Annotated in this window: 24 protein-coding genes; 15 read left to right on the forward strand and 9 right to left on the reverse strand. The window is 66.6% G+C overall.

Annotation, left to right across the window (positions count from 1 at the left end):
- Nucleotides 1-77: 77 nt before the first annotated feature.
- Nucleotides 78-1,670 carry a DUF4185 domain-containing protein gene (locus ACQEVO_RS30770; protein WP_432923188.1) on the forward strand — a complete coding sequence of 531 codons (1,593 nt, stop codon included), beginning with the start codon at nucleotides 78-80 and terminating at the stop codon, nucleotides 1,668-1,670.
- Here the strand turns inward: ACQEVO_RS30770 and ACQEVO_RS30775 are convergent.
- The 5 genes from ACQEVO_RS30775 to ACQEVO_RS30795 are packed head-to-tail and all read right to left on the reverse strand — an operon-like array spanning nucleotide 1,663 to nucleotide 5,934.
- The gene (locus ACQEVO_RS30775; protein WP_432919923.1) at nucleotides 1,663-2,523 is read right to left on the reverse strand and encodes a biotin-dependent carboxyltransferase family protein; all 861 of its coding nucleotides are present in this window, start codon (nucleotides 2,521-2,523) and stop codon (nucleotides 1,663-1,665) included. The genes ACQEVO_RS30770 and ACQEVO_RS30775 overlap by 8 nt on opposite strands.
- A complete protein-coding gene (locus ACQEVO_RS30780) occupies nucleotides 2,520-3,197 on the reverse strand; it encodes a 5-oxoprolinase subunit B family protein (protein WP_432919924.1) in 678 nt (225 codons plus the stop codon). The genes ACQEVO_RS30775 and ACQEVO_RS30780 overlap by 4 nt, the downstream gene beginning before the upstream one ends.
- A gap of 16 nt (nucleotides 3,198-3,213) precedes the next feature.
- Entirely contained in the window at nucleotides 3,214-3,969 is a 756-nt protein-coding gene (locus tag ACQEVO_RS30785; RefSeq protein WP_432919925.1) for a LamB/YcsF family protein, read from the reverse strand.
- A 56-nt stretch (nucleotides 3,970-4,025) separates the two neighbouring features.
- Nucleotides 4,026-5,423 (reverse strand): MFS transporter, encoded by a 1,398-nt coding sequence (locus tag ACQEVO_RS30790; RefSeq protein WP_432919926.1) that lies wholly within the window; start codon nucleotides 5,421-5,423, stop codon nucleotides 4,026-4,028.
- A gap of 10 nt (nucleotides 5,424-5,433) precedes the next feature.
- Complete coding sequence (locus ACQEVO_RS30795) at nucleotides 5,434-5,934, reverse strand: NUDIX hydrolase (RefSeq protein WP_432919927.1); 501 nt, start codon at nucleotides 5,932-5,934, stop codon at nucleotides 5,434-5,436.
- A 196-nt stretch (nucleotides 5,935-6,130) separates the two neighbouring features.
- Between ACQEVO_RS30795 and ACQEVO_RS30800 the strand changes: the two genes are divergently transcribed.
- The 3 genes from ACQEVO_RS30800 to ACQEVO_RS30810 all read left to right on the forward strand — a co-directional run bounded on the left by ACQEVO_RS30800 (nucleotide 6,131) and on the right by ACQEVO_RS30810 (nucleotide 9,605).
- Nucleotides 6,131-6,913: a pirin family protein gene (locus tag ACQEVO_RS30800; RefSeq protein ID WP_432919928.1), complete on the forward strand. Its 783-nt coding sequence runs from the start codon at nucleotides 6,131-6,133 to the stop codon at nucleotides 6,911-6,913.
- A 153-nt stretch (nucleotides 6,914-7,066) separates the two neighbouring features.
- Nucleotides 7,067-7,540 carry a DUF4190 domain-containing protein gene (locus ACQEVO_RS30805; RefSeq protein WP_432919929.1) on the forward strand — a complete coding sequence of 158 codons (474 nt, stop codon included), beginning with the start codon at nucleotides 7,067-7,069 and terminating at the stop codon, nucleotides 7,538-7,540.
- A 61-nt stretch (nucleotides 7,541-7,601) separates the two neighbouring features.
- On the forward strand, nucleotides 7,602-9,605 hold the full coding sequence (locus ACQEVO_RS30810; protein WP_432919930.1) for a M13 family metallopeptidase: 2,004 nt from the start codon (nucleotides 7,602-7,604) through the stop codon (nucleotides 9,603-9,605).
- A gap of 117 nt (nucleotides 9,606-9,722) precedes the next feature.
- Here the strand turns inward: ACQEVO_RS30810 and ACQEVO_RS30815 are convergent, their stop codons facing one another.
- Nucleotides 9,723-10,622, reverse strand: coding sequence for a L,D-transpeptidase (locus tag ACQEVO_RS30815; protein ID WP_432919931.1), 900 nt, complete (start codon nucleotides 10,620-10,622; stop codon nucleotides 9,723-9,725).
- Nucleotides 10,623-11,291: 669 nt separating this feature from the next.
- Between ACQEVO_RS30815 and lppU the strand changes: the two genes are divergently transcribed.
- Nucleotides 11,292-11,900 carry an LppU family putative lipoprotein gene (gene lppU, locus ACQEVO_RS30820; RefSeq protein ID WP_432923191.1) on the forward strand — a complete coding sequence of 203 codons (609 nt, stop codon included), beginning with the start codon at nucleotides 11,292-11,294 and terminating at the stop codon, nucleotides 11,898-11,900.
- Nucleotides 11,901-11,969: 69 nt separating this feature from the next.
- Here lppU and ACQEVO_RS30825 read toward each other — a convergent pair whose 3' ends face one another.
- On the reverse strand, nucleotides 11,970-12,662 hold the full coding sequence (locus ACQEVO_RS30825; RefSeq protein ID WP_432919932.1) for a serine protease: 693 nt from the start codon (nucleotides 12,660-12,662) through the stop codon (nucleotides 11,970-11,972).
- Between the two features lie 610 nt (nucleotides 12,663-13,272).
- Here ACQEVO_RS30825 and ACQEVO_RS30830 point away from each other — a divergent pair.
- The 10 genes from ACQEVO_RS30830 to ACQEVO_RS30875 all read left to right on the forward strand — a co-directional run bounded on the left by ACQEVO_RS30830 (nucleotide 13,273) and on the right by ACQEVO_RS30875 (nucleotide 23,658).
- Nucleotides 13,273-14,091, forward strand: a complete 819-nt coding sequence (locus tag ACQEVO_RS30830; RefSeq protein ID WP_280401870.1) for an MlaE family ABC transporter permease — start codon at nucleotides 13,273-13,275, stop codon at nucleotides 14,089-14,091.
- A 4-nt stretch (nucleotides 14,092-14,095) separates the two neighbouring features.
- Nucleotides 14,096-14,959, forward strand: coding sequence for an MlaE family ABC transporter permease (locus tag ACQEVO_RS30835; protein WP_432919933.1), 864 nt, complete (start codon nucleotides 14,096-14,098; stop codon nucleotides 14,957-14,959).
- A 4-nt stretch (nucleotides 14,960-14,963) separates the two neighbouring features.
- Nucleotides 14,964-16,505 carry an MlaD family protein gene (locus ACQEVO_RS30840; protein ID WP_432919934.1) on the forward strand — a complete coding sequence of 514 codons (1,542 nt, stop codon included), beginning with the start codon at nucleotides 14,964-14,966 and terminating at the stop codon, nucleotides 16,503-16,505.
- A complete protein-coding gene (locus ACQEVO_RS30845; protein ID WP_432919935.1) occupies nucleotides 16,502-17,533 on the forward strand; it encodes an MCE family protein in 1,032 nt (343 codons plus the stop codon). Before ACQEVO_RS30840 ends, ACQEVO_RS30845 begins: the two co-directional genes overlap by 4 nt.
- Complete coding sequence (locus ACQEVO_RS30850) at nucleotides 17,530-18,528, forward strand: MCE family protein (RefSeq protein WP_432919936.1); 999 nt, start codon at nucleotides 17,530-17,532, stop codon at nucleotides 18,526-18,528. The genes ACQEVO_RS30845 and ACQEVO_RS30850 overlap by 4 nt, the downstream gene beginning before the upstream one ends.
- Nucleotides 18,525-19,625 (forward strand): MCE family protein, encoded by a 1,101-nt coding sequence (locus tag ACQEVO_RS30855; RefSeq protein WP_432919937.1) that lies wholly within the window; start codon nucleotides 18,525-18,527, stop codon nucleotides 19,623-19,625. Before ACQEVO_RS30850 ends, ACQEVO_RS30855 begins: the two co-directional genes overlap by 4 nt.
- Nucleotides 19,622-20,716 (forward strand): MCE family protein, encoded by a 1,095-nt coding sequence (locus ACQEVO_RS30860; protein WP_432919938.1) that lies wholly within the window; start codon nucleotides 19,622-19,624, stop codon nucleotides 20,714-20,716. Before ACQEVO_RS30855 ends, ACQEVO_RS30860 begins: the two co-directional genes overlap by 4 nt.
- Nucleotides 20,716-21,876: an MlaD family protein gene (locus tag ACQEVO_RS30865; RefSeq protein WP_432919939.1), complete on the forward strand. Its 1,161-nt coding sequence runs from the start codon at nucleotides 20,716-20,718 to the stop codon at nucleotides 21,874-21,876. Before ACQEVO_RS30860 ends, ACQEVO_RS30865 begins: the two co-directional genes overlap by 1 nt.
- A 185-nt stretch (nucleotides 21,877-22,061) precedes the next feature.
- Nucleotides 22,062-22,982, forward strand: coding sequence for a hypothetical protein (locus tag ACQEVO_RS30870; RefSeq protein ID WP_432919940.1), 921 nt, complete (start codon nucleotides 22,062-22,064; stop codon nucleotides 22,980-22,982).
- 40 nt (nucleotides 22,983-23,022) lie between these two features.
- Entirely contained in the window at nucleotides 23,023-23,658 is a 636-nt protein-coding gene (locus tag ACQEVO_RS30875; RefSeq protein ID WP_432919941.1) for a hypothetical protein, read from the forward strand.
- 60 nt (nucleotides 23,659-23,718) lie between these two features.
- Here the strand turns inward: ACQEVO_RS30875 and ACQEVO_RS30880 are convergent, their stop codons facing one another.
- Nucleotides 23,719-24,825: a tyrosine-type recombinase/integrase gene (locus ACQEVO_RS30880; protein ID WP_432919942.1), complete on the reverse strand. Its 1,107-nt coding sequence runs from the start codon at nucleotides 24,823-24,825 to the stop codon at nucleotides 23,719-23,721.
- Nucleotides 24,812-25,330, reverse strand: a complete 519-nt coding sequence (locus ACQEVO_RS30885) for a helix-turn-helix domain-containing protein (protein WP_432919943.1) — start codon at nucleotides 25,328-25,330, stop codon at nucleotides 24,812-24,814. The genes ACQEVO_RS30880 and ACQEVO_RS30885 overlap by 14 nt, the downstream gene beginning before the upstream one ends.
- Between the last annotated feature and the right edge of the window lie 102 nt (nucleotides 25,331-25,432).

Raw genomic sequence — 25,432 nt, forward strand, 5'->3', positions numbered from 1 at the left:
TCTGAACAGGAGAAAGCGAACTGTTGAACAGTGCTGGTGGCGGGGCTGCGGTGCGGGTGACCCGGGGATTCGCTGTCATGTTCGCGGGGTCGGTTCTGTTCGGGTATTCCGGTGTCCCCGCGCAGGCCGCGCCGCATCCGTGGGCGCCGCCACCGGTGAACAGTTGCGGTGAGACCGGGTTCGATCCGCTGGACCGCGCGCCCGATCCGTCCGCGCCGCCGCCACCGCCGGTCACCGTGCCGCCGCAGATCGATATTCCGATACCGGTACCGCAGCTCACGCCGGTGCCGGTACCCGATCCACCGCACGACAACACGCGGATCGTTCCGGAGCCGTTGCCCACCGACCCGTGCCGCAACCCGTGCCCGGATATTCGCGACACTCCGGAACCCGAGTCGCCGGACAAGGACGAACCGGCACCCCCGGATCCACCGGAGAGCGGTTCCGGAAACGGTTCGGCCACCGGTTCGGCTGCCGGGAGCAGTTCGGGTAGTGGTTCGGGTTCCGGGGATCCGGTGAAACTGCCGAAGATCCAGATCAAACCGGAGATCGAGCCCATTCCGATCCCGATCCCCGGCGGGCCGGGCGAACCGCCGCAGCCCGCCCCGCCGCCGGTTGTGCACCCGGCCGAGCCCGGTCCGGTGGCCGCGGCCGCGGCCCCGCCCCAGGTGGAGGAGGTGCGGTTGGTCGAGCAGGTCACCGGGCCCGGTTCGGCGAACCGGACCGATATGCGCTGGCAGGTCGACGGCACCGATCTGGGTCTGATGTGGGAGACCGAGCCCGGCAAGGTCGCCGTGGTGTTCGGGGATACCTTCGGCAAGGGCTGGGTACCCGGCGGAGCCGGCAGCGCGGATGCCGATTGGCGCAGCAATATCCTCGCCTACAGCACCGACCGCGACCTGTCCGACGGCCTGCGCCTGGACACGATGGTGCAGGACAGCCGCTGCCACGCCGCGGAACTGCTGGGTAGCCGCAAGATCAAGAACTGGGAGACCACCACCATTCCGACCTCCGGATTCGCCCTCGGCGACCGGCAGTACCTGAGCTATATGTCGGTGAACCGCTGGAGCCGTATCCCCGGCCTGTGGTGGACCAACTACGGCGGGATCGCCTACTCCGACGACAACGGCAGCACGTGGGTCAAGGATCAGCACGCCAAATGGGAGAACCTGTTCGGGCTGGGCCGGTTCCAGGTGGCGGCGATGGTGCCGCACGGCGACTACGTGTACATGTTCGGCACGCCCAACGGCCGGATCGGTGTGATCGGGCTGGCGCGGGTGCCGAAGGACGAGGTGCTGAACAAGTCCGCGTACCAATACTGGGTGAACGGCAGCTGGGCGCCGGCCGCGGAGAATATCGCCACGCCGCTGGTGCCGGGCATCGCCAGCGAGCTCTCCGTGCGATTCGACACCGAATCGGGGTTGTGGCAGATGTCGTATCTGGATCCGGCGCGCGGGGCGATCGTCTTGCGGACCGCGGAGGTTGCCCAGGGCGTCTGGTCGGAGCCGGTGCAGCTGGTGTCCACCACCGACTATCCGAAGGCGTACGGCGGGTTCATTCATCCCTGGTCCACCGCGCGTGACCTGTATTTCACGATGTCGGAATGGGATTCCTACAACGTGTACCTCATGCACGCGCGGTTGGCGCCGACTCGGCCGGAGGTCAAGTGAGGCCGGCGCGGCGGAACCGGATCCGCTGCCCGGGCCGCGCCTGCGCCATCAGGTCGATATCGGCGTCGAGCACCACCGCGATCACCGGGTAGCCGCCGGTGATCGGGTGGTCGGCGAGGAAAACCACCGGCTGCCCGCTGGGCGGCACCTGCACCGAGCCGAGCGCCATCCCCTCCGTCGGCAGCTCCGCCGTATCGGCGCGGCGCAGCGGCGGGCCGTCTGCGCGGTCGAGCCGGGCGCCGACCCGATCGGTGTCCTGGCTGACCGTCCAGTGCCCGGTGAACAGGGCGGCGGGGTCGGTGAACCAGTCGGCACGCGGTCCGGGCAGGGCGCGGATCTCGAACAGCGCCGGTAGGTCCGGCTGCGGGGCCTGATCGACGGCCGGCCACGTCCCCGGTGTGGGTCCGATGGGCAGCCGGACGCCCGGCCGCAGCGGCGCCGGCCCGATTCCGGAGAGCGTGTCGTAGCTGCGCGAATCCAGGACCGGCGCGATATCCAAACCTCCGCGGACGCCGATATAGCTGCGCAGCCCGGTGCGGGCGTATCCGAGCCGCAGGACCTCACCCGGGTCGAGGCACAACACGCCGGCATGTCCTACCGGGGTGCCGTCCACGGTGGCCGGTGCGGGCGCCCCGGTCACCGCCACCAGCACCAATTCCTCGGCTCGCAGCGTCAGGCCGCCGAGCAGTACTTCGATGCCCGCGTGGCTCTCCGGATTGCCCACCAGCCGGTTGGCCAGGCGCAGCGCGGCCCGGTCGGCGGCACCGGCCGGGCCGACACCGGAATCGAACCAGCCCGGCCGGCCGAGATCCTGCACCGTCGCCGATGGCCCGACCTCCTCGATCACGATCATCGTCCGGCCGCCGCATCGTAGAACCGGACGGACGCACCGGCCCGGATGAGCGCCGGCGGATCGCGGCCGGTATCCCACAGGTCGAGTTCGGTACGCCCGATGAGCTGCCACCCGCCCGGGCTCTCCCGCGGGTACACCGCCGAATAGCCGCCGGCCAAGGCGACCGAACCTGCCGGGATCCGGGTGCGCGCGCTCGGGCGCCGGGGCACGTCGAGCCGGCCGTCCGGGGATTCGAGATAACCGAATCCGGGTGCGAATCCGACGAAGGCGCACCGCCACACCGTCCCGGTATGCGCCGCGACGACGTCCTCCGGTGTGCGGTCCAACGCGCGGGCGACCTCGGCCAGATCGGGCCCGTCGTAGTGGACCGGAATCCGCACCGGCTCTCCGGAGGGCGATGTTCCACGGGAAACATTGCCGTTTTCCGCCGCGTTCAGCGCGGCGACCAGCTGCTCGAGCTCGGCGTACAAACGCGTGGCGGATTTCGCCGAGTCCAGCGTCACGAGAACGGTTTCCGCGGCCGGGAGCAGATCGACCACGCCGGGCAGCGACCGGGCGGCCAATTCGGCGGCAAGGGCCGCGACCCGGTCCGGCCGCGGGCAGCACAGCAGTGCGCGGTCACCGGCGCGCCGCACCGCTGCCTCGTCCCCGGGCGTCCGCAACAGCTCACTCACCCCGTTCCCCGCTCGTTCAGGTGAACGACGCTACCGCGATTCCCGCGTCCTCGAGGGCGGTCCGGATGCGCCGGGCCATCTGGACCGCGGCCGGGGTATCGCCGTGTACACAGATACTGTCCGGCGACACCGCGACGGTTCCGCCGCCGCCCGCGACCCGGGCCGTGCCGGTTTCCGCCAGCGTCACCGCCTGCGCCAAGGCCGCATCCGGGTCCAGCACCGCGCCGGGAGTGCCGCGCGGGGCCAGCCCGCCGGTGGCCGTGTAGGCCCGGTCCGCGAATCCTTCGCTCACGAAACGAATACCCGCCAGCGCCGCCGATTCCTGCAGATGAGTGCCGGCCGGGCCGAGCAACGCCAGCGCCGAATCGTATTCGCGCAGTCCGGCGACCACGGCATCGGCGAGCGCGGGCTGCGCCGCGGCGGCATGGTAGAGCGCGCCGTGTGGTTTCACATAGCGCACCCTGTCCCCCGCCGCCCGGGCGAAGCCGTCGAGGGCGCCGATCTGGTAGAGCGTTTCGTCGCGCAGTTCGGCCGGTGCGATATCGAGAGCCCGGCGGCCGAATCCGGCGAGATCCCGGTAGCCGATATGGGCGCCGATCCGTACGCCCTTCGCCACCGCCAGCGAACAGGTGCGGCGCATGATGACCGGATCACCGGCGTGGAATCCGCAGGCGATATTCGCGCTGGTGACGATATCGAGCATGGCGGTATCGTCGCCCATCCGCCACGCCCCGAAGCCCTCGCCGAGGTCGCTGTTCAGATCGAGTCCCACGCCGGCCTCCTTCCGTCCGACTCCATTGTTCCCGTCCGGCTCCTGCGGTTCCTCGATCAGGCCGATCCGGACCCGGAGGGCATGATCGTGTGCGCACGCCGGTTGTTCGACAGCACCGCTACGGCACCCGCTCCGTAGCAGACGGCACCCATCAGGACCACGACGATCGAGCGGCCGTCCGCCGGGACCACCACCGCGGTCAGCGCGACCGCCAGCACGAACGCGATATTGAACACCGTGTCCTGGAGGGCGAACACCTGACCGCGCCGGTCGTCGGCGATCTCGATCTGCATGGCCGCGTCACCGGTGAGTTTGACGGTCTGTCCGGCGAGGCCGAACAGGAATGCGCCGGCGAGCAGCAGTTGGTGCGCGCGGTGGGTGGCGTCGGCGGAATCGGCCAGTGCGGTGGGCGCGACCAGCGCGAGCTGAACGACGATCGCGCAGGACAGCGCCAACAGCACCGTGCGTGACCGGCCCAGACGGGGGATCAGGAACGGGGTGAGCAGGGCGGCGCCGAGCATCCCGGACGCCGTCGCGGTGATCGCCACGCCGAAGCCGATGAGGCCGCCGTCGACCGTGGTCCCGGCCGCGGGCGCTTCGCGCAGCACCAGCACCATGATCAGCGTATTGGCGCCGAAAACGATCCGGTGGGTCCCGATCCCGATCATCGCGCTGGATACGTCCACCGAACGCCGCACCGCCCGCGCGCCCACCACCAGGCCGGCGAGGACCGCGCGTACCGCGCCGGCGGTATCACCGGACTTCGTTTCCGGTCCGAGGACCCGCGGCCGGAAACCCGCGGCGAGCAGGCCGCCGGCCACCGACCCGGCCGCGCTCACCGCGACCGCCACCGCCGAACCCGTATCCCCGGCCCCGATGAGACCGATCACGGCCACCCCGGCCGCCGCGCCCACCGCCGCACAGGCCGAGCCCGCGGTGGCCAGCACGGAGTTCGCCGTCACCAGCCACCGCTGGGACAACACCCGGGGCAGCGCGGCGGAGACCCCGGCCGAGGTGAACCGGCTGATACCGACCACTGCCAGGGCCAGCAGCAGCAGCGGGCTCGCGCCGATCCCGGTCAGCAGGCCGGCGGTCACGGCGAGGATGAGCAGCCCGCGCAGGATATTGGCGATCAGCAGGACCAGCCGGCGATCCCACCGGTCCAGCAGCGCGCCCGCATAGGGTCCGATCACCGAATACGGCAGTAGCAGCACCGCGAAACCGGCCGCGACGGCGAGTGGATCGGTTTCCCGTTCCGGGTTGAACAGGATCGCTCCCGAAAGCGCCGCCTGGAACATGCCGTCGCCGAATTGGCTGCTGAACCGCACCAGCGTCAGCCGGAGCGCACCGGGACTGGTGCGGACCGCGTCGCGTACGGCGCGCAGATCGTGTTTCCGCTCGTCCGCATCGGCCGCCGGGCCCGGTGGGGTGGGTTCGGGCGCGACGCTGGACACGGCCGCGACGCTACCTGTTCGGCGGGCCCGAGCGTATTCCGGCCGGTCCGCGCTCTTCGGTGATCAGCAGGTCCACCGCCTCACGCATATCCGGGGCCATCGGCAGGGTGCCCAGGGCGTCGGCGTCGATCCAGGCGTAGGCGTCGTGTTCGTCGGGTTCCAGGGTTATCTCCCCGGGTTCGGCCTCGGCCAGGAAGCTGAATTTGCGCACCTTGGCCTTGGTGCGGGTGGCGTAGTCGAACCAGCCCAGGAACTCGGTGATCCGGCGGGCCACCAGCCCGGTCTCTTCGTACAGTTCGCGGACCGCGCTCTCGGTGAGGGTTTCCCCGTCCTCGACTCCCCCGCCCGGCAGTTCGTACATCCCGCCGAGGTCGGCGCCGGGTACGCGGCGCACCACGAGCAGCTTGCCGGCCCGGAACACCGCGACGCCGACCACCAGATCGGTGACACCGTCGCGACGGGCACCGGCACGTAGCCGCTGCTCGATTCGCGCGAGCGCTTCGGGGCGCATCTGTCACCTCCCGGTCCGGGTTTCTCCATTTTCGACGACCGCGTGCCGTACCGCTATGACCGCCCGCCGCCGCTCACCGAGCGTTCACCCCCAGGTCGCTCGCGTAAAATGCCGAGAGCGGACAATCGACGATATGGGGTGCCGGGGTGGCCCCACGGGAAATGTCATTGTGCCCGAGCCGGAAAGGAGCCGTGCGATGTCCACACCGCCCACGCCGCATATCGACGTCCACCGCGGCGGTGACCGGATGAAAACCCGTGTTTCCTGGCTCGATTCCAAACATTCGTTCTCCTTCGGCGAGCACTACGACCCCGAGAACACCCACCACGGCCTGCTGCTGGTGAACAACGACGATATCGTGCTGCCCGGCCAGGGCTTCGATACTCATCCGCACCGGGATATGGAGATCGTCACCTGGGTGCTCGAGGGATCGCTGGTGCACCAGGATTCACTGGGCCACAGCGGTGTCATCTATCCGGGTCTCGCGCAGCGGATGAGCGCCGGCACCGGGATCCGGCATTCGGAGAAGAACGATTCCTGGCGGGTCGATCCGAGTCGGGCCGAACACGAACGGCCGGTGCATTTCGTGCAGATGTGGGTGCTGCCCGACGAACCCGGTATCGAACCGGGTTACCAGCAGCTGGAGATCGACGACGAACTCGCCGCGGGCGGGCTGGTGACGGTGGCCTCGGGGCTACCGCGGTACCGGGATCGCACCGCGATCGCCATCAACAGCAGTCATTCCGCGCTGCATGTGGCGAAACTGGCCCCCGGGGCCGAACCGGCCGCCAATCTGCCCGACGCGCCCTACGTACACGTTTTCGTTGCCCGCGGTGCGGTCGAGATGGAGGGTGTGAGCCGGCTCGAGACCGGCGATGCGGTCCGGCTGACCCACTCCGGCGGCCGGCGGTTGACCGCCTGCGAACCGGCGGAAGTGCTGATCTGGGAAATGCACGCCCGGCTCGGCGGCGCCGCGTAGGCGTACCCGCGCCTGCCTCGGTCACCGGGCCCAACTCGGCGACGCGAGCCAGGGGCTCGACCCGGATGTCCGGCACCACCGACAATGGTGGCGAACTCCGGGTCGCCCGCGTGCGATTCCGTGGTCGTGACCGGCCCAGCCGAGGAGGAACGTATGACCTATCCACCGCCCCCGGGCTATCCCCCGCCGGACCCGTACCCGGGGCACGGTGGTCCGCCGCAGTACTGGCAGGAGTCGCCGCGGAGCCGGGGTATGGCGGTCGCCGCGCTCGTCTTCGCCGTGCTGGCGGTGCTGAGCTTCTGCACCGTGGTCGGCGGGCTGTTCTTCGGGATCGTCGCCGTGGTCCTCGGGGTGATCGCCGCGGTGAAGGCCCATCGTGGCACCGCGGGCGGCGGGGTCATGGCGGTGATCGCACTGATCCTCGGGGTCGTCTCGATTGCCGCCGCGGCGGTGTTCGGGGTGATCGGCTGGGGTTTCTGGCAGGATTCCGGCGGGCAGGATTTCGTCGACTGCCTCGAGCGCGCCGGCAGCGACCAGCGGGCGGTGTCCCAGTGTGAGGACCAGTTCAACCAGCGGCTCGAGGACCAGTTCGGGGTGACCATCGCCCCGCCGCCGCCGACGAACTGAGCGGACACTCCCCGCTCGAACGTGCCGCGGTGCCCCGCCGGGCACCGGCATACTGGGTTGTGTGACTTCCGACGTGACCAGCCCCTCCGGTATCGATCTGACCCATCTCGCCCCGGCCGTCCGGGTGCAGGACGACCTGTTCACGCACGTCAACGGCGCCTGGCTGGCGGAATACGAGATACCCGCCGACCGTGCGGTCGACGGTGCCTTCCGCACGCTGTACGACCGGGCGGAGCTGGATGTCCAGGAGATCATCCGCAACGCCACGGGCGAGCCGGGCAGCGATGCGCGCAAGATCGCCGATCTGTACGCGTCCTTCATGGACACCGAGACCGTCGAGGCGGCGGGCCTGACACCCGTCGCCGAGGAACTCGCCGCGGTGGCCGGTACCACCGACCGCGGCGAGTTCGCGGCGCTGATCGGCCGGTTGCAGCGCACCGGTGTCTCCGGTGCGGTCGCGGTCTACGTCGACACCGATGACAAGAACTCCCAGCGCTACCTGGTCTACGCCACCCAATCCGGGATCGGCCTGCCCGACGAGTCCTACTACCGCTCCGACGACTACGCCGAGATCCGGGAACGCTATATCGCCCATATCGACCGGATGTTCGCCCTGGCCGCCGCCGACCCCGCCGTCGCGGCGGTACTGGACACCGAATCGGCGGGTGCGCGGGTGTTCGAACTGGAACGCACGCTCGCCGCCGGCCACTGGGATGTGGTGCGCCGCCGGGATGCCGAACTGAGCTACAACCTCACGACCTTCACCGAACTCGCCGAGCAGAACCCGGAATTCGATTGGGGCGCGTGGGCCGACGGCCTGGCCTCGGGTGTTTCGGCCGACGGTTCGCTGCTGCTGTCCGAACTGGTTGTCCGCCAGCCCGATTATCTGCGCACCTTCGCGCAGGCGTGGGAATCGGTGTCGCTGTCCGAGTGGCGGCTGTGGGCGCAGTGGCGGGTGCTGCGGGCCCGCGCGGCCTATCTCACCGAGGCGCTGGTCGAGGAGAGTTTCGATTTCTACGGTCGCACCCTGACCGGCGCCCAGGAGAACCGGGAGCGCTGGAAGCGCGGGGTTTCGCTGGTGCAGGATCTGCTCGGCGAGGCCGTGGGCAAACTCTATGTGGCCGAGCACTTCCCGCCCGCGGCCAAGGCCGCGATGGTGCAGCTGGTGGAGAATCTGCGGGAAGCCTACCGCCGCAATATCTCGAATCTGGAGTGGATGACCCCGGCCACCCGGCAGGCCGCGCTGGCCAAACTCGAGAAGTTCACGCCCAAGATCGGATACCCGGACCGCTGGCGCGACTATTCCGCGGTCGTCGTGGACCCGGCCGATCTGGTGGGTAACTATCGCCGCGGCTACGCCGCCGAACACGACCGGGATCTGAACAAACTCGGCGGCCCGGTGGACCGCGACGAATGGTTCATGACCCCGCAGACCGTGAACGCCTACTACAACCCCGGGATGAACGAGATCGTTTTCCCGGCCGCCATCCTGCAACCCCCGTTCTTCGATATGAACGCCGACGACGCCGCCAACTACGGCGGTATCGGCGCGGTGATCGGCCACGAGATCGGGCACGGTTTCGACGATCAGGGCGCGAAATACGACGGCGACGGCAATATGGTCGACTGGTGGAGCGATGCCGACCGCGCCGAGTTCGCCAAACGCACCCGGGCCCTGATCGACCAGTACGACGCGCTCTCCCCCGCCGATCTGTCCGACGAGCACACAGTGAACGGTGAGTTCACCATCGGCGAGAACATCGGTGATCTGGGTGGCCTGTCGATCGCGCTGGAGGCCTACCGGATTTCGCTGAACGGCCAGGAGCCGCCGGTCATCGACGGTCTCACCGGATTGCAGCGGGTGTTCTTCGGCTGGGCGCAGGTCTGGCGCACCAAGACGCGTCCGGAGGAAGCCGTGCGCCGGCTGGCCGTGGACCCGCATTCTCCGCCGGAGTTCCGCTGCAACGCGGTCGTCCGCAATATCGACGCGTTCCACGAGGCCTTCGAACTGAAACCCGAGGACGCCCTGTACCTCGCCCCCGAGGAACGGGTCAAGATCTGGTGAGCTCAGCTCACCGAACGCGAAACGGCGGTGCACCACATCAGGTGCACCGCCGTCGTACTGCCTGGCCCCTGATCATCCCGGGGCGGACCCCACCCTCGAGGCGCGGAGCGCCTCCAGTTACACAGTATTCCAGTCACCCAGGCCGTCGCCGGCGTTCAGGGTGCCGCCCTGGGTGTTCTGCACGATCACCGCGTCGCCCTTGCCCACGTTCTCGTAGAACCATTTGGCGTCTTCGGTGCTCACGTTCAGGCAGCCGTGGCTGGTGTTCGCGTAGCCCTGCGATCCGACCGACCACGGGGCGGCGTGCACGAAGATCCCGCTGTTGGAGATGCGGGTCGCGTACTCGACGTCGAGTTTGTAGCCCTCGGGGGCGTCGATCGGCACACCGTAGGTCGAGGAGTCCATGACCATCTCGCGCAGCTGTTCGCCGACGATGTAGGTGCCGTTCGGCGTTTCGTGGTCGACCTTGCCCATCGAGGTCGGCATCGTGCGCACGACCTCGCCGTTGCGGGTCACGGTGATCATCTTCGTGTTGTCGTCGGCCGTGGCGATCACGGCGTCGCCGATATGGAATGCGCTGCGGCTACCGCCCGCCTCAACCACCACATCGGTCTGCGCGGGCCAGAAGGAATCCGGCCGCCAGCGCACCTGCTTATCGCTCCACCAGTAGAAATGTCCGGGGACCTCGGTCGACGGGGTGATCTTGATGGCCCGTTCGGCCGCGGCCCGGTCCGAGATCGGTTCCTTGAAGTTGATGACGATCGGCTGCGCGATGCCGACCTGCTCGCCTTCGGAGGGGTTGATGGCCGGTGGCGCGAAGTTCGCCTTCGGCGGGGTGGGCTCGGTTTCGGTGACCCCGCCGGCCGATCCGGTGGGGAGATCCGGCAGTGCCTCGGCGGGCGCGGTGGCGACCATGGTGGCGGTGGCGATCGCGGCCGTCAGCAGCACACCCTGCCGAAGCCGGCGGGCGGCCCGCCGTGCGGCCGGCAGCGACCCGGTGTTCTCGGTGACATGCATAAGAGTGTTCGTCCGTCCATTCGACTCTGGAGCGTGCGGCGGCCTGTGGGCCACCGGTACGTCCGGCGGAGCACCCCGGCGAGTGTTCCCGGAGTTGTCGAGCGCCTCCACGTCGCCGCGGTCCGCATCGATCCCGGCGCGGGGCGCCGCGGTACCGCACTGGTCGTGGAGTTGTGGAGCGGCCCCGACGGGCGTGGTTCAGCGCGGCGCGCGTGCGGTCCGCGCTGGTGCGCCTTCCGCTCCGTGTTCCTTCCTACTGCCTTCATCTGTTCGTGACCAATCACAGTTTCCGTTACATAGCCGTGATGCATGACCGGTGGCGTGGGGCACAGATGTAGTGCCGCCTGAACTGCCGGGCCCCAGTTACGTGCGCTACCCGGGCGTTTTCCCGCCATCCTCGGGGGCCTGCCGAAAAATGGAACCGCGGGCGTTCAAACCTCCCGATGACATATGTCACCGCCCGCACCCCGTGGCCGCGCCGGGTGTCACGGGGCGGGCGGTATCCCCGCCCGTGTGAGGTCTCACCGAGTCGACGCTCGCGTCGCCATGGTGTATTCATGGCGTGTTGTTCCGAGCAAAGCTGTAGTGAGGTACGGATTCGATGCGGGGGAAGAGTTCGGCGTCGCAGCGGGAGGACTGTGCGTGTCTGGATGGACTTCGTCTCGATGGATGGTGGCGGTGGCGGGTGTCGGTGCCGCACTGGTGATGACCGGATGCGGTGCCACGATCGACGGCCGGGCACTGCCGGTATCCGAGACCGGGACGGTGAACGCGGTCGATGTGACGACCACGCCCGATGCCGGTGACGAATCGAAACCCACCACGACGACCGCCGCTCCCACAACTACGGAGGAGAGCGGGATCGCGGGCTTCGAGGCCGAGGTCGGCGAGTGCGTCCAACTCGGCGGCACCACTACCGACGCCAGTATCGAGGAGGCATCCTGCGGTACCGGCGAGTCGAACTACAAGGTGATCGGTAAGGCCGCGCGCAGCGACGAATGCGTCAGCGACGCCGACAACTACTACGCCGAGAGCCGCAACGGGGTCGAGCTGGGCGCGTTGTGCCTGGATATCGACTGGGTGGTCGGCGGCTGTATGGATGTCGGCACCGGAACCACGGGCCCGGAACGTATCGACTGCGGCGATACCACGGCCGTGGACGGCGTGAAAGTGGTCGCGATCGAGCAGAACGCCGACGATGTGAACGCCTGCGGGGCCGGGAGCAGCGGGTATGTGTACCCGGAGCGCCGCTTCGTGGTCTGCGTCGAAGAGTTCTGAGGCCGTCCGGAAACGAAAAACGAGCGGGCCGGGAGCCCGCTCGTCTTCGTATGCCGGTCGGCCCCGAGGTCAGATGGGCCGGAAGCCGGCGCCCACGCTGCCGCGATGGTCGATATCGCCCATGATGGTGGACATGTTCGTCCCCACCTCCGGGCCGAAGCAGGCGATGGCGAGATAGGCGTTCACCATGCCGACCAGCGTCGAGCCGACGACGACCGGCGCGCCGGAATCGCCCTCCATCACGCACATCTGCGACCAGGTCTCGATACTGCTGGCGAAGATATCGCCGTAGGCGATACCGCAGGTGTTGCCGGTTGTCCGGCCTTCTTTGCAGACGATGTTGGGGAACTGTGCCGGTGCCCCGACGCCGGTGATGCTGAGGTTGCCGACCCGGTTGACCGGGGTGACCCGCCCGGGATCGAATTCCAGCACCGCGTAGTCGAGTTCCGAGTTCGAGTAGACGAACCGGCCCAGCGCACCGGAACCCGGGTCCTGCTCGGAATACACCTCGTGCCCAGGGGTCCCGCAGTGGCCGGCGGTGAGGCCGACGAGCCTGCCGGAACGGTCGTGGCCGATCGTGGTGAGCGTGCACTGGATCGCCATATCCGACATATGACCGGGTTCGGAGGAGACGATCAGCCCCGATCCGCCGCCGAGTACGGGCCGGCCGGGATCGGCGGTGGCCGCCGGGGAGCCGAGCAATGCCGCACTCAGTACGACGGTGAAGACGGCACCGGCCGCCTGGGCGATTTTGGTGAACATATCCCTCCAGACCTCGAAGCCCGCACGATATCAATGTGTGGCACCTCATCGTGGCAGCAACGGCCGCGACGCGCGCCCCGAGCAGCCGTTGCCCATGGGTATTGTTGCGTCACTTGCGAGTTCGGCTTCTCGGTCGAGCATTCGGCCGGATGCGCCGCATAAGGCGCCGGACTGCGCGAAACTCCGGCCACGATACCTTCGAAAGAATAGCCGGACGCTATTAATTATCGCCGATTCGGCGTCGCGGGTCGCGTAACAGTCGAATCTCCATGTCGCCGCGAATTGGTAATTTTCAGGAAAATCCTCCGTTATTTATGTGAACCGCCGTTCTGTCACGATCTCGGCTCGGAACGGTCTTAATCCGCCGGTCAGCTGTATGTTCTTCCAGAATCGCGGAACACTCGTTGGGATATGCACCAAGACGCGTGCGATAACTCGATGGTCACGCCCCGAAGTGGTGAACGTCTATGACGGCCCTCATCCGTCTATGGTGTGTTTCGCACTACTACGTAGTAAGGTGCCTCAAGCAAACCAGCCGTCGGGGTAGGTAACCGACGTCGAGAGGGGTTAGTCAGTGCAGTCGACCAAGAGTCCACCAACAGGTTCTCGGTTGAGCGGAGCGGTCGAGTGGACGCGGGACTACTGGCGCGACCACCCCAGACGTTCTCTCGAGACTCTCGGCCGCCAGATGACGATGGCTGTCGAGGCGGTAACCGAACTCGTGGTCAGCATCTTCCGTGGCCGATTCCCGCTCGACGAGTTCATCCGGCAGTGCGCGTTCATGGCCAGTGTGGCCGCGGCACCGACGCTGCTGGTCGCCATTCCGATCGGTGTGATCGTATCGATCCAGGTCGGAGCCGTTGCACAGCAGGTCGGCGCCACCTCGTTCATCGGTGCGGCGAACGGTCTCGGCATCATCCAACAGGGCGCGCCTCTGGTCACCGTGCTGATGATCGCCGGTGCCGTCGGCTCGGCCATCTGTGCCGATCTCGGATCCCGCACCATCCGCGAGGAAATCGACGCCATGAAGGTGATGGGTGTCGATCCGCTGCGCCGGCTCGTCGCCCCGCGACTGGGCGCGGCAATGCTGGTCAGCGTGCTGCTCTGCGGATTCGTCGTCTTCGTAGGATTTCTGACCGGCTACATTTTCAATATCTTTGTCCAGGGCGGCACCCCGGGTTCGTATATCTCGACCTTCGCATCGTTCGCAATTTCGCTCGATCTGTTTGTCGCTCTGTTGAAATCGCTGCTGTTCGGTCTACTCGCGGCAATCATCGCCTGTGATACCGGATTGAACACTCGCGGCGGTCCCGGTGGTGTCGCCAACTCGGTGAATACCGCCGTTGTCATGTCCGCGGTGATGTTGTTCGGAGCTAATGTGATCTTCACCCAGGTGTACAACACCTTGTTCCCGCCTCAGGTGGTGTGAGCAGGTGTCAGCAACCTATGTACCTCCGCTGCTGAAACCGCTTCAGCAGCTGCGTAATGTGGCCGGCGCGCCGGTCGATATGCTCGCCCGGCTCGGACATCAGGTCTTCTTCTTCCTGCGGTCCATCGGTTCGATGCCGCTCGCGTTCAAGCAGTACCCCAAGGAAGTCTGGCGGCTGCTGTCCGATGTCACCTGGGGCAACGGCAATCTCATCGTCGGTGGCGGAACCATCGGCGTCGTACTCATCCTCAGTGCCTTCGGCGGCATCACGGTCGGCCTGCAGGGGCACACCTCGCTCGACCTGCTCGGCCTGAGCCCGCTGACCGGCGCCATCTCGGCGTTCGCCACCACGCGCGAATTGGGACCGCTGCTGGCCGCCCTGGCGTTCGCCGCGCAGGCCGGCTGTCGGTTCACCGCGCAATTGGGCGCGATGCGTATCTCGGAAGAGATCGACGCGCTGGAATCGATCGCCATCCGGCCGCTGCCCTACCTGGTCAGCACCCGGATGATCGCCGCGATGATCACCATCCTGCCGCTGTACTGCCTCGGTCTCGCGATGGCCTACATCTCCTGCTCCGTCACGGTGCAGCTGATCGGTGGTACGGCCAGCGGAACCTATCAGCATTACTTCTATCAGTTCCTGATTCCGACGGATGTGCTGTATTCGCTGCTCAAGGCGATTCTCTTCGTTGCGATCACCACGTTCATCCAGTGCTACTACGGCTTCTTCGCCTCCGGTGGCCCGGAGGGCGTGGGTGTGGCGGCCGGTCGCGCGATCAAGATGTGCATCATCGTGGTCGTTTTCGTCGACCTCTTCATGACCTTGGCCATCTGGGGTGTCGACCCCGGCATCAGGATCTCGGGGTAGCGCAATGATCATCGATCCGAGTGGGCGCGGGCCCACGATGAAGCAATTGCTCATCGCCGGCGTATGCGGCCTGGTCGTTTTCGCGGTGGTGCTCACCTTCCTGATGGCCCGCTACCAGGGCTATTTCGTGGAAAAAGTGCGGGTGACCGCCAACCTGACCACCACCGGTGACGGACTGCCGGAGAAGGCGGATGTGAAATTCCGCGGCGTGCTGGTCGGCGCGGTCGAACAGGTGTCGGTGGCTGCCCAGGGTGAACTCCAGCAGGTGAACATCGAGCTGAAACCGGAGTTCGTCGAGCAGATCCCGGCGAACGTCACCGCCCGGGTGGTGCCCAGCAACCTGTTCGCCGTCACCTCCGTGGAGCTGCTCTACAACGGCCCCACCGAGGGCCACCTCGAAGAGGGTTCGCAGATCGCGGAGGACAAGAGCCAGGGCACCATCGCCCTGCAGGACACGCTGACCACGGTCCAGAACATTCTCGACAAGATCGACCCGATGCAGTTCGGCCGCGTGCTGGGCACCCTGTCCTACGCGCTCGACGGCAGCGGCCGGGCCCCCGGCTCGACCATCGAACGGCTCGACCACTGGCTGACCTCGGTGGACGAATCCATTCCGGATCTCGGCGTCTTCCTCCAGGACTTCGCGAACTCGGCCCACGCGCTGAACGAATCGGCGCCCGAACTGATGGACGTCCTGGCTTCCTCGGTACAGACGGCGAGCACCATCGCCGACCGGCGTGAGCAGCTGGTGAACCTGATCAGCGGCGCCAGCAGCACGGTCGATCAGGTCAACGATCTGTTCGCGCGGAACCCGAATATCGGCAAAGAGCTCACCGTCGGCACGAATCAGACCTTCGGTGCGCTGGCCTCGAATCCGGCCGCGATCACCAATGCCATCAGCAATCTGAACAACTCGGCACGCGCCCTGCGCACGACGTTCAGCTGGGGTCCGCAGCAGCAGATGGTGTGGAACGCCGGTGTCTCGTTCACACCGTTCAATCCGAACACCGTCGCGGACTGCCCCCGCTACGGCGACCTGGCCGGCCCGAGTTGCTTCACCGCACCCGCCGTGGCCGATCCGGGCTACCTGCCCGAGCAGATGAAACCGCGTCGTCTGACCGCTGCCGACGGCCTGCCGGTGCTGCCGCCGATCCCCGGTCTGCCGGCGATCCCCGGCATCACAGCCGAGGCCGGTGCCCCCGCCCCGGCGCCCGCGCCGGTGAACAACCCGTTCGCCGGTACACCGCTGGAAGGTCTGTTCCCGCAGGGGCTGCCGCAACTTCCGGGTCTGCCCGGTGCTCCGGCCCCCGCGCCGGCCGCGCAACCCGGTGATCAGCCGGCCGCCCCGCCGGCGGCGCCCGGCGCCGCCGCGCCGGCCGCGCACAACGGCACCCCCGGCGCCGCACCCGCGGCCCAGCCGATCAGCTACGAGGGCGATGCGGCCGTGGCGGCTCTGCTCGGCCGGCAGCCGACCTCAGTGGAGTACCTGATGTTGAGTTCGATCCTCGAAGGCGGAACCTTGCGAGTGACCGAGGAGGCCGCGTGAGGAAGGTCCGCAAACCGCTGATCGGGTTCGGCCTGTTCGCAGTGGTATCGGTGCTGGTCACCGTGCTGGTGTGGAATACGCTGGCCCGCACGGTCGACGGCGGTACGAAATCGTATTCCGCGGTCTTCACCGATGTCCTGGGCCTGCGCGAGGGTGACGACGTCCGGATGGCGGGTGTGCGCGTCGGGAAGGTCGAGAACATCGAACTGACCGACGACGCCAACGCCAAGGTCACCTTCATCGTGCAGGACGATCAAACCCTGTTCGGTAATACGAAGGCGCTGGTCCGGTACCAGAACCTCATCGGCCAGCGCTATGTGGCGCTGGCGCCGGGATCCGGCGGGGATACATCCCAGCTGGCGGAGGACGCCACCATCCCCGTCGACCGCACCGAGCCGTCCTTCGATATCTCGGCGCTGCTCAACGGGTTCCAGCCGCTGTTCGAGGTGCTCGAACCCGAGCAGGTGAACCGGCTCTCGGAGACTTTCGTTCTCGCCCTGCAGGGCGACCGGGTCTCGCTGAGTTCGTTCATCACCCAGGCCGCCAGTATGGCCACCGATTTCCAGCGGCGTGACGCCATCCTCAGCGATGTGATCACCAACCTCAGTGGCGTGATGGCCGGCCTGGCCAAACGAGGGGACGAATTGGAGACGCTGATAACCCAGACGAGGGCGCTGATCGGCGGCCTGTACGAGCAGGGGCAATCGCTGCTCAGCTCGACCGAGCAGATCGCCGGCGCCACCACCGCGCTCGTCGGGATGGTCGGCAATATCCAGCCGAAGCTGGAGGCCGTCCAGAATTCGACACGTGACGCTTTGACCCTGTTCCTGGCGAACGGTGCCAAACTCGATCAGGCGGCCATCGACCTGCCCGCCATCCTCGCCGACGCGGGACGATTCACCTCCGAAGGCGCGTACGCGAACGCGTATATCTGCCGGCTGGATGTCTCGCTGTACGGAGTCCTGTTCCCCCGCGGTCTGTTCTCGCAGATCGGCGGCAATTCGCAATCGGCGGTGTGCCGGCCATGATGACCACATTGAAAACCTGGTTCAACAACAATCGCTATTTCGGCCTCGGCATCATCGGTGTCGTCGCCATCGCCGCGCTGGTGATCGGCTCGTCGGTCTTCAGCAACTTCGGTTTCGGACAGCAGTCGATCAAGGCCGAGTTCGTCCAGTCCGCGGGAATCAGCGTCGGCGACAAGGTCGATGTGGCCGGTGTGCCGGTCGGCACGGTGTCGGGAGCCGAACTCGAGGGCGACCACGTACTGGTGACCCTGCGGGTCAACCGCGATGTGGAACTCGGACCCGACGCCCGGGCGTCCATCAAGATGGCCACCTTGCTCGGTGCGCGCTACGTCGATCTGGAGCCGGGTGACGGCTCCGGGTTGCCGGACAACCGGATCCCGAAGACCAACACCGCGGTTCCCTACGACCTCGCCGATGTGGTCGACAAGGGCACCCCGGAATTCCAGGAACTCGATCCCGGCAAGCTCGCCGAATCGCTGAATCTGTTCAACGAGCAGTTGAACGGCTCGCCGGAGCTGGTCGTCCAGTCGCTGGACAGTATCGGCGCGCTGGCGAAGGTGATCGACAGCCGCAAGGGCGATGTCGAACAGCTGATCAAGGACCTCGATCGGGTGACCACCATCCTGGCCGACAACCGCAACAGCGCACTGCTGATCATCACCCAGGGTGAGGCCATCGCCTCGCGAGTGGTGGAACGCCAGCAACTGCTGCGCACCCTGCTGGACAATGTCGCCACCCTGACCGCGCAGCTCCAGGCGATCGGCGCGCAGAACAACAACCAGTTCAGCGGCACGCTGGACCAGTTGAACACCATGGCCGCGGGTCTGCAGAAGAACAAGGACAACCTGGACCGGCTGCTGTCGATCATGCCGCCCTCGGTGCGTTACCTCGCCAATGCCTGGGGTAACGGCAACTACGCCGAGGTCGGTATCCCGTGGCTGTTCCCGGACAACTGGTTGTGCTTCGCCCAAGTCGCCGAGGGGTGCCAGGGATGAAACCGTTGAACATCGACCTCGTGAAGAAATCCGCGAAGGCGCTGGTGATCGGCGCGTCCGCGATGGCGCTGGGCAGCTGTTCGATGGTGAACGGCGTGGTCGGCGGGGATATGAAGATCACCGCCGATTTCGAGAACATCGCCGGTATGTACGAGGGCAACCCGGTCACCGTGCTCGGCCTCGAGGTCGGCAAGGTGGACAAGATCATCCCGCAGGGTGATCTGGTGGAAGTCCATATGACCATCGACGGTGATGTGGAGATCCCGAAATCGGCCATGGCCGTGGTGGTCTCGCCGTCGATCGTCACCAACCGGCATATCGAGTTCACACCCCGCTACGTCGAGGGCGAAACGCTCGAGGACGGCGATCACCTCCCGCTGGAGAAAACCGACGTTCCGGTCGAGCTGGACACCATGCTCAAGACCATCGACCAGTTCGCCGACGCGCTCAAACCGCAAGAGGGTCAGGAAGGGGTCGGCCCGCTCTCGGGCCGGGTGCTCTACCCGATGCTCAACGGGCAGGGCGAGAAGATGCGCGACACCCTCAACGCGCTGTCCAGCGCGCTGAAGGTCGGCGTCGACAACAAGGGTGCCATCGCCAACATCATCACCAAGCTCAACGAGCTCACCACGATGCTGGCCGAGAACGACCAGGCCGTTCGCGATTTCAGCAACCAGGCCACCCAGATGACCACCATGCTGGCCGAACAGGCCCCGGGCCTGCAGGCCACCCTGCAGCAGCTCTACGACTTCCTCAACAACACCAGTTCGATCTTCGCGCAGCACCAGGATCAGCTGGTGGACACCCTCACCCGGATGAACACGGTGATCGACCAACTGCGGCAGAACGCACGGGGTGTCACCGAGGTGGTCGACGTCGCGCCGATGCTGCTGCAGAACATCCACCGCTCGATGAACTACGAGCAGGGTTACGTCCGGCTGCACGCGCTGATCGGTACCAACCTCGCGGGCGGTGAAATCGTGAGCCTGTTCTGCGAACGGATTCAGATGCGATCCGACGGCTGCCGGACCGGCCGGCCCGAAGATTTCGGTCCGGACTTCGGACTCACCGCCGCACTGCTGGGACTGACGAAATGATACGAACGATTCGACGGGCCCGTCGTACCGTGGCCGCCCTGGTGGCGGCCGGTACGGTGGTGCTGGCCTCCGGCTGCGGCCTGACGGTGGAGGACATCCCGCTGCCGAAACCCGGTGCCAGCGGTGAGACCTTCCGCCTGCAGGCGGTATTCGAGAATGCGCTGAACCTGCCCGATCAGGCCAAGGTGAAGGTCGGCGGCTCCGATGTCGGTGTGGTCACCAATATCGAGACCCGCAACTTCCAGGCCATCGTCGATATGGAGATCCGCAAGGATATCGAGCTCCCGGTCGGAACCACCGCCGAACTGCGCCAGGCGACCCCGCTCGGCGATGTGTTCATCGCGGTCGCCAAACCGCAGACCGAACCCGGAACGGCATTGCTCGAGGACGGGGACACCCTGCCCATCGAGCAGACCTCGGCCGGCGCCACGGTCGAGGAGCTGCTGCTCTCGGTATCGCTGATGTTCAACGGTGGCGGTATCGCCCACCTCACGCGTCTCGGCACCGAACTCGACTCCATCGTCGGCGGACGCAGCGATCAGGTGGTGCACCTGGTCAACGAGATCACCGGCGTGGTCTCCAGTATCAACGCGAACTCGGCGCGGATCGACAGTGTGCTCGGCGAATTCAATGTGCTCGCCGATACGCTCGACGCCCGGCGCAACGAACTCGGCCAGGTCGCCGATACCTTGCCGGATATGATCGGCGCCGTTGCCGAGAACAACCGCGCGCTGGGCGATCTGCTGGGCAAGATCGCCACTACCAGCGCCGCGCTCGGTGACTACGCGAACACCACCGGCGGCGATCTGGCAGGCACCCTCGACAACCTGAACAATCTGATGGCGGCGCTCGCGGCCACCGGCGACAAGTTCGGCGCGCTGATGGATATCCTGCACGAACTGCGCGGTCCGGTGGACGCCACCTTCCGCGGCAGCAGCCTGGCCGCCCAGGTCAACGTCACCAATCTCGATATCGCGATGCTGACGGCCCCGGGCACCAGCCACTTCTACGACGTGCGCGATCTACAGGATTTCGCGGGCAGCCTGATCCAGATTCTCCAGGTCGTCCAGCAGCGTGTGGGAGGCCAGTGATGTTCAGAAGCAAGATCCTGTGGTCGAACCTCGGCATCGTCCTGGCATTGCTCATCGGCGGAACGTATCTGCTGGTCAACGTCATGCGGGTCAACCCGCTGCGCACTACCTACACGGTGGTCGTGAACCTGGATCGTTCCGGCGGCCTGCAACCCGGTAACGATGTCACCTTGCGCGGCTTCCGGGTCGGTGAGGTGAGCAACCTCGAACTGGTCGACAACGGCGCCGGGATCCAGGCCGAGGCCGAGATCGATTCCCGGTGGAACATCCCGGTGGATACCAAGATCGCCGTGCAGGCCCTGTCCGGCGCGGGTGAGCAGTACATCGATTTCCGGCCCGCGGGCAACCAGGGGCCGTATCTGACCGACGGCTCGGAGATCAGCTTCGATCCCGAGCGGGTCAGCACCCCGGTGCCGATCTCGGCGGTGCTGGAGAACTCCAGCGACCTGATCGCGCAGGTGAACCCGGACCAGTTCTCGGTGATCCTGAACGAGCTCGATATCGCGCTCAGCGGTGGCCCGGATCAGCTGCGTTCGCTGATCGAAGGCGTCAGTCTGGTGACGGCGGGTCTGGAGAGCCTGCTGCCACAGACCACGAACCTGATCGCGAATCTGCGCACCATCGCCGCGACCACCTCCCAGGCCCAGCCGGACCTGGGGACGCTGACCGCGAATTCGCAGGTGCTGTTCGACCAGTTCAACAAGGCGAATGCCGAACTGGTGAACGTGCTGGATCAGGCCCCCGGCCAGTTCGCGAGTGTCACCGCGACGCTGGAGGCCACCAGCGACCCGATCACCGCCCTGGTGAACAACTTCGTCGCGGTGACCCGTGCGGCCCAATTGCGCCAACCCGCCCTCGCGGCGCTGTTCCCGGCGCTCGAACTCGGCGGTGCGGCGCTGGGTGTCCCGGCCCACGACAACGAGTTCCACGCGATCCTCGACATCTGGTTCCGGCCGTACTGCCAGTACGCGTCCACACCGGTGAAGACCCAGGTGGTGCAGGACGGCACGCTGCCGATGTGGAACTACTGTGACAACCCGGGGCCGGGCCAGCAGATCCGCGGCGCGGCCAACGCGCCCCGGCCGAATATCCCGGACAACGGTGCGCAGATGCCGCCGGGGGTGGATCCGAACGAACGAACGCTGCCGCCCGTGCGGTAGTACAGACCGGTCGTCCGGCGCCGGGTGCGACGGTGCATACTCTCGCAGAGATGCCCGCCACACCCGGCGGTCGTTTTCCGGCCGGATTATTACGGCGCGTCCGATGAGGCGCCGGGAAGGTGTGAACAGTACAGATGTCCACAGAAAAACCCGTCTCCGACCCTTTGGAGCCGGAAGGCACTGGTGTGCCAGCGGACGCCGCGGCTGAGCACACCACCTCCGACACCACAGCCGGCACCGACGCCGAGAGCCCGGCGAAAACCGAAACTCCCGGCTCCGGCGAATCCGCCGGCGCCGGGGCGGAGAAATCCGGCGACCCGGATGCGACGGTGAAGGTCGAGAAAGCCGCCGATCCGGACGCGACCGTGAAGGTCGAGAAAGCCGCCGACCCCGACGCGACCGTGAAGGTCGACAAGCCCGCCGACCCCGACGCGACGGTGAAGGTCGAGAAAGCCGCCGATCCGGACGCCACCGAGAAAGCCGCGAAGGCGGGTACGGCCGGGGACGAGACGGTAGTGCTCGGCAAATCCGCGGCCACGAGCCCCGCGGGCCCGGACAGCGAGAAGTCCGGCTCCACCGAGGCGAAAGAGTCATCCGGGCTCCGCAAGCGTTTCCCGCTGCCCGTGCTGGCCGGTGCCGCGGTACTGCTGATCGCGGCGCTGGTGGCGGTCGGTGTGTTCTTCTTCCTCGCCGGCGATCGCCAGGAGGAGTTGGACCGCCGCGCCGCGGCCACCAAGGCGGCCTGCGATTTCGGGAACAGCTTCGCCACCTACACCGGCGACAAAGCCGACGATTACGTGCAGCGGCTCGAACAGAACGCCACCGGGAAGTGGAAGGATCTGGTCTCGCAGATCGGTCCCGACCTCAAGGCCCGGTTCGCCGAGACCAAGGTCAACTCGACCGCCGCCGACGTGCAGTGCGGCTACGAATCCGGCTCCGGTGACAAGGCGCGGGTGGTGCTGGTGATCGACCAGCAGTTCACCACCGTGGGGGGCCCGCAGCAGCAGGCGCCCGGCCGGGTCAAGGTAGCGGCCAATGTGGATATGGAAAAGGTCGACGGCACCTGGCTCGTCGCCAACTTCGATACGCCGATGATGCAGCAGTAGCGGCAGCCGCGAGACGAACCGGAAGTTAGGACTCGAAGCTATGGCGAAGAACGAGACCGCGGCAGCGCAGCACACCGACGGCAACGGCGGGATGCTGCCCGTGCTGATCGCTTTCGTCACCGGTGTGGTGCTGGTGGCACTGGTGACCGCGGGAGTGATCTATTTCCGTGCGTTCCAGCAGAACCAGGGCGAGCTGTCCGCGCAGGACGAATCCACCAGGGCGGCTTGTGATTTCGCCCGGTCCACCAATACCTACGACTATCAGGGCGATCTCGACGGTTTCCTGAAGGCCATGAAGGACGGCGCCACCGAGAACGTGGTGTCCTCGCTGGAACAGAACTGGGATGTCCTGCGCCAGTTGCTCACCGAGTCGAAGGTGAAATCCTGGGTCGACGATGCGACCTGTGGTTTCCAGTCCGGTGACGAGAAAAGCGCCAAGGTTCTGGTCAATATCGGCCTGATGAAGACGAATGCCGTGACGCCCGAACCGAAACGGCAGGATATCGCGGTGGTCGCGGGCCTGGAGAAGGACGGCGACCGCTGGATCGTGAACCAGTGGGACCTGGCCATGCTGCAAGGCGCGGGCGGTGCCCCGGCCCAGCCGGCGGCCCCGGGCGGTCCCGCTCCGGCGGCTCCCGAGGGCGAGCCGGCGCCGGCTCCCGCTCCCGGCAACTGATCCCGGGCGCCTCCGGCGGTGGGTCGAGCCACCACCGGGGGTGCCTGGTCAGAGCGATTTTCAGCCGGTTTTGGGCACATTTTGGGCACATCTCCCCGGGCCGTAGGCATTGTGAATGCCCTCGGCCACCGCATCGAGATCCGAGTCGAACAAGTCCGCGTACACCTTCAGCGTGATCGCTGGGTTTGCGTGTCCGAGCATCCGCGCCAGCGCCAGCACGTTCGCTCCGCTCGATACCGCCAGGCTTGCGCAGGTGTGCCGCAGATCGTGCGGCGTGATCGTCTGCACGCCGGACCGCCGCACGGCGCCGGCGAACCACCCGTCGCCAGACTTCGGCCGCGGTAGGTAATCGGTGCCGTTACCGAAAACGAGATCGTTGCGGCCCCGTCCTTCGCAGTGCGTGGCCAGTTCGTCGAGAACGAACCGAGGTACCGGCACCGACCGCGCGGCATTGCTCTTCGGCGCTTTCTCGTCGTGCTCCACGCTCAGCTGCACGGCGTTCTCCGTGACCGCCAGGCGTCGGCGGAGGAACTGAATGTCGCGCACTCGCAGCGCGATCGCTTCACCCCACCGCAAACCGCAGTAGCCGAGCACCAGCACCAGCACGCGGTGCTTCGCCTCGTTGGCGAGCTTCTCCACGTCCTCCGCGGTGAGGTACACATGCCGCTTCACCGACTTGGCAGGCAGGTTGTCGACACCTCGGGCAGGGTTCACGCGGAGCCGCTTGGATTTCAACACCGCGGAATCAAGGATCCCCGCGAGCACCGAGTGCACCCGAACCACGGTCGTGGTGCTGTATTCGTCCTTGCGCAGTTTCGATATCCACGCCTCGACGTCCGGCAGGTCGATATCGGCAATCCGGACCTCGCCCCATCTCGGTTGGACGTGGATGCGCCAGGCCGATTCAAGCGTTCGGTAATTCGACCTCGCCACGCTGGTCTTCTTGTGATCCAGCCAGGCCGGAGCGAGTTCGGCGACCGTGATACGCCCGAGGGCTGGCGCCACGTAGGTGCCCTCCATCTTCTTGACCTCGACGGTAGCCGCGAACTGCTCCGCGTCGATCTTCCGCCGAAACCCGCGCTTCTTGGTCTGTTTACCGTCGGGCTTGCGGTAGCGAACCTGGTATCTCTTCCCGGATTTCGTCTCGTAGGGCTCAACTGTCGCCACGGTCGAGTTCCTCGTCCTCGTCACCGGCAGTGACCAGGTGAATATTCGGAACGCCGGCCACCCCTTGCAGCTGTGGGTCTGAATTGATCCGGTACTGGCCTTGCGCAGCTGTGACCCGTTCTCCTTGTGCGAGGTCTGGATATGCGCGGTTGAGAACCTTGCCGACTAGCAGTGGACGCTCACCGCGACCCCAGTCCCAGACTTCCCAGCCCGGTCGCATATCGGCGCCTGTGATCGAAACAACGTGCTCGACGCTGGTCGGCGGAAGGAGCAACGCAAGCGGGGAGCAGTTGAGGGCAACCGCCAACGCGACGAGGTCATCTACGTCTGCGCGTCGGGCGCCCCGTTCGATCTCGCTAATTGTGTTGTGAGCCAACGGTCTATCTGTGTCTGACAGTCGGTCCGCCACATCCCGCAGTGTGAGTCCCTGCATCTTTCGGATGCGTGCCACGTTGTGTGCCACGGTTTTGCCAGTGGGGCCTAACTCGACTCGTCTTGTCGCCATGATGCAGATAGTAACGGATCTTGCTGAATAGCCATCGGTCGTGCTACACATTGAGTTGTGCGGATCTTGCACACTCAAATGCAAAATCGGACCAAGGAGCTA

Source organism: Nocardia sp. CA-290969 (genome assembly GCF_050936135.1).
Classification (GTDB): domain Bacteria; phylum Actinomycetota; class Actinomycetes; order Mycobacteriales; family Mycobacteriaceae; genus Nocardia.